General features: G+C 52.6%; 9 protein-coding genes and 2 pseudogenes. 10 read left to right on the plus strand and 1 reads right to left on the minus strand.

Translation table 11 applies throughout. The features are described 5' to 3' along the window. The 4 genes and pseudogenes from QZ329_RS13925 to QZ329_RS13940 form a co-directional block, all read left to right on the plus strand. Nucleotides 1–1,025 (plus strand): ATP-binding cassette domain-containing protein (locus QZ329_RS13925; protein WP_295753604.1); only part of this gene is annotated, 1,025 nt, incomplete at its 5' end. A 142-nt stretch (nt 1,026–1,167) separates the two neighbouring features. Continuing rightward, nucleotides 1,168–2,265: pseudogene (locus QZ329_RS13930) on the plus strand (MATE family efflux transporter); the annotation flags it as partial. Between the two features lie 166 nt (nt 2,266–2,431). Further along, nucleotides 2,432–3,067, plus strand: a complete 636-nt coding sequence (locus QZ329_RS13935) for a cytidylate kinase-like family protein (protein ID WP_295753605.1) — start codon at nt 2,432–2,434, stop codon at nt 3,065–3,067. Continuing rightward, the gene (locus QZ329_RS13940) at nt 3,064–3,327 is read left to right on the plus strand and encodes a chemotaxis protein CheW (RefSeq protein WP_295753607.1); all 264 of its coding nucleotides are present in this window, start codon (nt 3,064–3,066) and stop codon (nt 3,325–3,327) included. The genes QZ329_RS13935 and QZ329_RS13940 overlap by 4 nt, the downstream gene beginning before the upstream one ends. A gap of 72 nt (nt 3,328–3,399) precedes the next feature. Here the strand turns inward: QZ329_RS13940 and QZ329_RS13945 are convergent, their stop codons facing one another. Then, the gene (locus QZ329_RS13945; protein ID WP_295753608.1) at nt 3,400–3,771 is read right to left on the minus strand and encodes a helix-turn-helix transcriptional regulator; all 372 of its coding nucleotides are present in this window, start codon (nt 3,769–3,771) and stop codon (nt 3,400–3,402) included. A 577-nt stretch (nt 3,772–4,348) separates the two neighbouring features. Between QZ329_RS13945 and QZ329_RS13950 the strand changes: the two genes are divergently transcribed. The 6 genes and pseudogenes from QZ329_RS13950 to QZ329_RS13970 all read left to right on the plus strand — a co-directional run bounded on the left by QZ329_RS13950 (nt 4,349) and on the right by QZ329_RS13970 (nt 7,878). Beyond that, a complete protein-coding gene (locus tag QZ329_RS13950) occupies nt 4,349–4,879 on the plus strand; it encodes an SMI1/KNR4 family protein (RefSeq protein ID WP_295753609.1) in 531 nt (176 codons plus the stop codon). A gap of 385 nt (nt 4,880–5,264) precedes the next feature. Then, nucleotides 5,265–5,561, plus strand: a pseudogene (locus tag QZ329_RS15655) (SUKH-4 family immunity protein); the annotation flags it as partial. 192 nt (nt 5,562–5,753) lie between these two features. Next, entirely contained in the window at nt 5,754–6,008 is a 255-nt protein-coding gene (locus QZ329_RS13955; RefSeq protein WP_295753610.1) for a type II toxin-antitoxin system Phd/YefM family antitoxin, read from the plus strand. Nucleotides 6,009–6,188: 180 nt separating this feature from the next. After that, nucleotides 6,189–6,557 carry a hypothetical protein gene (locus QZ329_RS13960; RefSeq protein WP_365352194.1) on the plus strand — a complete coding sequence of 123 codons (369 nt, stop codon included), beginning with the start codon at nt 6,189–6,191 and terminating at the stop codon, nt 6,555–6,557. Then, nucleotides 6,488–6,907, plus strand: a complete 420-nt coding sequence (locus QZ329_RS13965) for a nuclear transport factor 2 family protein (protein ID WP_295753611.1) — start codon at nt 6,488–6,490, stop codon at nt 6,905–6,907. The genes QZ329_RS13960 and QZ329_RS13965 overlap by 70 nt, the downstream gene beginning before the upstream one ends. A gap of 134 nt (nt 6,908–7,041) precedes the next feature. Continuing rightward, nucleotides 7,042–7,878, plus strand: a complete 837-nt coding sequence (locus tag QZ329_RS13970; RefSeq protein ID WP_295753612.1) for an AraC family transcriptional regulator — start codon at nt 7,042–7,044, stop codon at nt 7,876–7,878. Nucleotides 7,879–7,911: the final 33 nt, after the last annotated feature.

Genomic DNA, 7,911 nt, shown 5'->3' on the forward strand with positions numbered 1-7,911 from the left:
ACGGCATGGGAAGCCTGACCCTGGGGACCCTGGTCTCCTATCTGAATCTGAACCGGAATTTTACCCAGCCGGTCACCCAGGTCAGCCAGCAGCTCAACAGCATCATCATGGCTCTGGCCGGAGCGGAGCGCGTCTTCCAGCTGCTGGACGAACAGCCGGAGCCGGACGGCGGTCATGTGCAGCTGGTCAACGCCAAAAAGAGGCCGGACGGGTCGTTGATGATCGTCGGTGTGCGAACGGGGCTCTGGGCGTGGCGGCAGCCCCGCCAGGACGGCTCGGTAACCCTCACGGAGCTGGAAGGCGGCATCGCGTTTGACGATGTGGATTTTGGATACAGCGATGAAAAAATCGTCCTGCACCATATCAGGCTCTTTGCCGAGCCGGGTCAGAAAATCGCCTTTGTGGGCAGCACCGGAGCGGGAAAAACCACCATTACCAATCTGATCAACCGCTTTTACGACATCCAAGACGGAAAAATCCGGTATGACGGCATCAACATCAACAAGATCAAAAAAGCGGACCTTCGCCGGTCCCTGGGCATCGTTTTGCAGGACACCCATCTGTTCACCGGCACCGTCATGGAGAATATCCGCTACGGGCGGCTGGACACCACAGACGAGGATTGCGTTGCCGCCGCGAAGCTGGCCAATGCCGACGGCTTTATCCGGCGGCTTCCCGACGGCTACCAGACGGTCCTCACCGGCGACGGCGCCAATCTGAGCCAGGGCCAGCGGCAGCTCATCGCCATTGCCCGCGCCGCCGTGGCCGACCCGCCGGTCCTGATCCTGGACGAGGCCACATCCTCCATCGACACCCGCACCGAACGGCTGGTGCAGGAGGGGATGGATCGGCTGATGAAGGGCCGGACCACCTTTGTCATCGCCCACCGGCTCTCCACGGTTCGGAACGCCGACTGTATCATGGTCCTGGAACAGGGCCGGATTATCGAGCGGGGAACCCACGACCAGCTGATGGAGGAACAGGGCCGGTATTACCAGCTTTACACAGGCAGCGCCATTGCCTGAACAATTTATATTTAAGAGGAGGAAATTTGACATGAACGAACAAGTTGCCGCCAATCCGCTGGGAACCGAGCGGGTTGGCAAATTGATGGTCCGCTACGCCATTCCCAGCATTATCTCCATTGTGGTCAACTCGCTCTACAACATGGTGGACCAGATTTTCATTGGCCAAGGCGTCGGCTATCTGGGCAACGCCGCCACCAATATCATCCTGCCCCTCACTTCGATTCTGCTGGCCCTGGGCATGATGATCGGCGATGGAGCCGCGTCCTATATGAGCCTGAGTCTCGGGAAGGGCCGGACGGAAGACGCGGCCCAGGGTGTGGGAAACGCCGTCGCCCTGATGGTTGGCGTCAGTGTGGTCCTGCTGGTTCTTTTTGAGCTGTTTCTGGAGCCGCTCTGCCATCTATTCGGAGCCACGGAGGGAAATCTGCCCTACGCCCTGGAATACGGAAGCATCATCGTGCTGGGTTTCCCCTTTGCCATGATCGACGGCGCGTTTGGCAGCATCATCCGGGCGGATGGACGGCCGAAGGTGAGCATGATCGGTCTGCTGATCGGCTGTATCACCAACATCATTCTGGACCCCATCTTTATTTTTGTGTGCCATTGGGGCGTAAAAGGCGCGGCCTGGGCCACCATCATTGGGCAGATTCTGAACGCCGTCTACTTTGCTGCGTGTATGCTGCGATTTAAAACCATTGAGATAAAAAAGCAGCACATGATCCCGAAGTGGAGCGTCATCAAACGGATTTTGACCCTCGGCACATCCAGCTTTATTTCTCAGGTCGCCTCGGTATTTGTCATTGCGGTCATGAACAATTCCCTTGTGAAGTACGGGGCCATGTCCAAGTACGGAGCCGACATTCCTCTGGCGGCGCTTGGCATCACGATGAAAGTGAGCCAGCTGATCACCGGCATCGCCCTGGGCATCGCCACCGGCATTCAGCCTATTTTCGGTTTCAACTACGGCAGCGGCCAGTACGACCGAGTGAAGAAAACCTACAAGCTGGCCCTGACGAGCTGCACCTTGATTTTGGTGGCGGCCTTCTTCATCTTCCAATTCTGCCCGGAGTATATCATCAACCTGTTCGGGCAGGAGTCCGACCTGTACATGGAATTTGCCGTGAAGTGCTTCCGGGTGTACCTGCTGGCCTGCTTCATGATCGGCGCGGGAGCCGTCACCGGCATCTTCTTCCAGGCCATCGGCAAGCCCATCCCCGCCGCGCTGCTCTCCCTGTCCCGGCAGATCATTTTCCTGATTCCCGCCATGCTGCTCTTTGGATACCTGTGGGGCGTGGAGGGCATCTTGTGGGCCGGGCCTATTGGAGACGGACTGTCCGGCGTGATCTCTTTGATGACTTTAGGAGCTCCTGGAAAAAGATTTTCAGTAAAGAGGTGGCGGAACAATGAAAAAATGTGTCATTACCATCAGCCGTCAATGCGGCAGCGGAGGCCATACCATCGGAAAAACTGTGGCGGAGCGCCTGGGCATTCCCTTCTACGACAAAAAGCTGGTGCAGATCGTGGCGGAGCGCAGCGGGCTTTCCCCGGAAACCGTGGAGAAGCAGGGGGAGTATCACACTCCCAGCCTCCTCTGCAACATCGCCACCGGCGGCTATTCCGCCTACGCCTCCCACCAGTACAGCGCCGAGAACCGGCAGGCCATGCGCCTGCCGGACCAGATCAACACCTACCAGACGGAGCTGATCAAGGAGTTGGCGGAAAAGGAGCCCTGTGTCATCGTGGGGCGCTGCGCCGACTCTGTTCTGCGGGACCGGGAGGACTGTTTCCACGTCTTCGTCTTCGGCGCTCTGGGAGACCGGGCAGATCGGGTCGTTGCGGAGCATGGAATCGACGCCAAGGCCGCGGAGGGACATGTCAGGGAGCAGGACAAAAAACGCGCCGCCTATTATAAGCACATCACAGACAAGGTCTGGGGAATGTCCTCCAACTATGACCTCTGCCTGAACAGCAGCAAGCTGGGAATCGACCGCTGCGTGGAGCTGATTCTTGCCGCCGCCGGCGCGGGGACCGGCTTATGACAAACACGGAAGAACCCATCCTTGGCGTGATGTTTCAGGTCCATCCCAGCAGCAATGTGTTCGCCATCCCCATCCGGCATGTGGCGCGGATAGAACCCATTGAGGGAACGGTGATTTCCCTTCCGTGCTTCCCGAATCATGGCGTATATCGAGTACACGGGAAGAACATCAGCACGATTTGTCTGAGCTGGCTGCTTGGCTTTGAAAAAAGGACGAGCTGTACCCTTCCCAATCAAAACCTGATGATCCTTCCTTGCTGACCTGAAAGCACAAAGCCTATCAATTATTCGAGAGCCAGGCGCATAGACGCAGAGCCGGCAGCCATTGAGAAATCACTCAATGACTGCCGGTCCTGCTTTTTTACAAAAAGTATCGTTTTGCTGGCTCTCCAAAGCGGCCCGCAGAGTCGCCCTCACAATTTGTAGGGAAGGTTCATCACAGCTATAAAGCGTGTGAACAATTTCTTCCACCTCGGGATTTTGAATTGCCCTTTTCGGATAAAAAACGGAATCCGCCGGGATAGACAGCACCCGGATCAATCTGTAAAGGACATCGAAGCCGGGCTTCTTTCCCTCGTTTTCAATTCGGTAGAGACAGCGTTCCGTAATATCCGCCCTCTCCGCAACCATCTCTATGGTCAACTCAGCTTGAATGCGGGCTGTCTTCGCAATTTCACCAAATAATTCAGGGTATCTATGTACCATTAGTTCACCCCCTTATCTATATCTTACTGATTTGCCGCAGGTTGGTAATGGCCTGATGTTTCAAAAATTAAGAACTATTCGTTCAACTCCCGAATCACACGGCGCATGGTTATCATTCGAGCGCTTCATCCGCGTTTTTAAGGAGGGATTATCTTGTCATCAAAATACAGGAATTTAATCTATATTCACAGAGTTTAGTTCTTAGAATAGCATGGTTCCGGGAATTATAGCAATCCTCAGAAATACTGACAGCAGTTCGGCAGATCCAGGCAGCACATCACCGCCTTTGTTGTCATTATTTTTGAGGAACTTTTCAAGGGATGGGAAAAATCAGGCGGGAAAAGCCCCGTGGACGGTTAAAAGCCGTTTTTGGGGGTGGGTAGTATAAAACCGCGCCGGGGCTTGGAGCGCACCAGGAAGCCCGTATTCATGGGGGTTTGGGGCTGTGCCGCAAGTCTAAATGTCCACGCTCCCCGGTTGTGCGATAGTCGAAACAGCAGAGGACGGGGATTGTTTCCAGCGGGGAAGTGTGCTATACTTGAATTTATAATCCAAGCCGTGATGGAGAAACACAATCATGAACTTGATAGCGCAGATAAATTTGCTTTTTGATGGCTTTCAAGATGAGATGTGCAGAGCATGGGACGGGTATAATCCCTACTGGAGACCCAACTGGAAAGACGAAGTGGAAACAGAACTAAACTTAATCAGGGAACATTGCCCAATTCCTCTGCCGGAGGACTACTGTGAAATTTTCCGCAAATTCGGCGGTGGCGGTATTGAGGACAAACGCCCCAACTGGGTCATACCAGAAATGTCATTTTGGATTTGGAACGATATGAAAGATTTCGATGCCACAGTTGGTTTCTTTGAGGACTGTCCGAATGGATTTCCCTTTGGGGATGATATTGGGGATGTGGTTTATTTCTATGTAGACGATGGAGCAGACACCGGCATTTATATGGCTGGGAAGTCCGTGACTTTTGACAAGGATTTCTGGTATAAAATTGCTGGCTCCTTTACAGAACTGTTTACCAGTACCGAAGCCCAGCGGCTTTTCCGTAATTACTATCGTTATGATTGCGATAAAGGCGGAGATGGAAGGTAGCTTCCTGCTTGTCGGGCAGATGAAAAGCTAACAGGGCGGCGGTGCTATCCCCGCCGCTCTGTCCGTTATCGCTCCATATCCCACGCCCGCCGGTTACACATTTGCCCTTATCCTGTTCTTTGGGAGAGGCCGGGGGCGCGGGGGCAGAGCCACCGCAAAACCTACCGGCAACCGCCGCACCAGTGCAGACGGTTTTGCCGTTAAAATGGAGCGGACGAAAGCGGGGGCAGGATTGTCAAATCCTGTTCCCCGTTTTCGGCGGCGAAATGGAAACGGCAAAAATCCAGACGGTCAAGGTGGGCAGAGTGGAGATTTTTTGCGAAGCAAAAAATACTACTCGGCCTTGACGGTCTGGATAGTCGGAACGGCGTAGAGCGGGGCAGTTTTTCAGATACAAATGGATGAAAGTGAAAAACACCTCTGGGGCGAAATTAGAGAGATACCTCGCACAATGAATTACAGCATCCGGCATTTCGTTGATTGTCTTGGCTTGTGGCTGTCTTTCTATTCCCAACTTCGGGAAGAAGTAAAAAGACAGTTAGAGATTGACGCAGCATTCAGTCTTTTTGAGCATGAGGAACTATACGAGCCAATTTTGAAAAAGCTAAGAGAGGTTGACCCTAAAACTATGCGCGAAAAAAGGTTCTTTTGGCGCAGAATGTGTGAACCGGATATTGTATAGAGTGAAATACAATGATAATTTATTGAGTTTACTTAAAACAGGGCGGTGGCAATTCCACCGCCTTGTCCTGTTACCGGCGTGTGGAGGTCATTCCTCCCATCTTGGCCCCGAACTGTACCCGGCCCCGATAAATAATCTGTTGCGGATATGGGATAATTGTGGTATAATCAGGACACGAAAGAAGTTGATTCTATGCCGCGAATTATCCCCATCCGCGACTTGAAGGACACCGCCGCCATTTCACAGATGTGCAGCGAATCTACCGAGCCGGTCTATATCACGAAAAATGGATACGGTGAAATGGTGATTATGAGCATGAAAGCCTATGAAGAAAAGCTGGCCATGCTGGATGTTTACGCAAAATTGGCGGAGGCGGAAATCCGAGAGGGAAAAACAGTGGATGCCCGTTCCTCACTCAAAGAGCTGAGAACGAAGTATGGCATATGAGATCATCAAGACCGAGTTGGCCGAACAGGATTTAGACAGCATCCTCGGATATATGGTACACTCTCCCGCAAATCCTTCTATGGCAGGCGGGACTATGAAAAACTGATCTGAATTTGAATTGAAATCGCAAAGAGCGGTCTGTGTATCTATGATGCCGCCGCCTATCTGAACACGCTGGAAATGGCGAAGTCCCTGCAAGCGAAGATGTTTGTCCCGGCCCACGCCGCCGCCTCCGAAGATATAGCTGACCTCGCACAGTACAACATCGACAAGGTGCTGGAGATCGCGGACAAGATCACCGGCATCTGTCAGGAACCGCTCTGCTTTGAGGTCATCCTGCAAAAACTGTTTACCGTCTGCGGGCTGGCCATGAACTTTGAGCAATATGTCCTGGCGGGCGGCACCGTTCGCTCTTATCTGGCGTGGCTGAAGGATACCGGCAGGCTGAACGGCCTGTTTGAAAACAATAGGAGGACAGTATGGATAAGCGAGAAAAAATCATCAGGCTATGGTTTGATATGTGGCTGCAAAAGAAAGACCTGGGTATAGAAGACATATTTTCTGATAATGTCCTTTACATCGAAAGCTGGGGGCCGCAGTATCATGGCGTTGCCAAAGTGAAGCATTGGTTTGAGGAATGGAATACACGGGGAACCGTCCTCCAGTGGGACATCAGACAGTATTTCCACAAAGAGGATCAGACCATCGTTGAGTGGTATTTTAAGAATACGATGGATGACGGCAGGGTGGAAGGCTTTGACGGAATGACCCTTGTGAAGTGGACGGCGGAGGATAAGATCTGCTTTTTGCAGGAGTTTGGCTGTAATGAACATCGCTATGACCCGTATCAGGACGGGCCGGTTCCAAAGTTTAGAGATGAGCAAGCTATGTGGTTCTGATTTTTGATAAAGCGGCGCAGGGATTGGCTGACCCATCCCTGCGCCGTTTTGTAAGTCCTGCGAAAAATGAAGATATTTTACAAGCCAGCACAATCCCCGGCTGTTATAATGGGACGGACAAGGAGGTGCACCGCATGAAAAAAGAAGTGCGAACGGTGGTCTACGATGACGAGCTGCACATTGAGGCTTACCGTTTTGAGGGCATCGTACAGCCTTTTCCGAACCATTTCCATGAATACTATGTGATTGGATTTATGGAGGACGGGGAACGTGTCCTGTCCTGCAAAAATCAGGAGTATACCATCAAAAGGGGCAATGTTCTCCTGTTCAATCCAGGGGACAACCACGCCTGTGTTCAGAATGACGGCGGTACGCTGGATTATCGTGGCTTCAACATCACCAAGGAGGTCATGTTGGATTTGGCGGAGGAAGTCACCGGCAGGCGGGAACTGCCTGGATTTTCTCGTAACGTGATCTCTGATGAAGAAGTCACCTGCTATCTGCGCCCGCTCCATGAGCTGGTGATGAAAGGCTCCAATGAATTTGGAAAAGAGGAAAATCTGCTGTTTCTGATTTCTTTGCTAATCCAGCAATACGGCCAGCCTTTTGAGAACTGCATCCCGGAGTGCCGGGAGGAAATTGAGAAAGCCTGTGCCTTTATGGAACAGCATTATGCCGAGGGAATTTATCTGGATCAGGTCTGCCGTTGTGCCGGATTGAGCAAATCCACCCTGCTCCGGGCCTTTACCGGCTCAAAGGGCGTCACACCGTACAGCTACCTGGAAAACATTCGTATCGGCAAGGCCAAAAAGCTGCTGGAACAAGGTGTTCCCCCCGTTGAGGCGGCGCTGCAAACCGGCTTCTCCGACCAGAGCCATTTTACCAATTATTTCAATCGATTTATTGGACTGGCCCCTGGAATTTATAGGGACATCTTCAGGGATACGGGGGAAATGCCGCATGAAAGGTAAAAACACGGCGGGACATTTCTCCGCCCTGCTCAC

It is taken from the genome of uncultured Oscillibacter sp., from assembly GCF_910579365.1.
Classification (GTDB): Bacteria; Bacillota; Clostridia; order Oscillospirales; family Oscillospiraceae; genus Oscillibacter.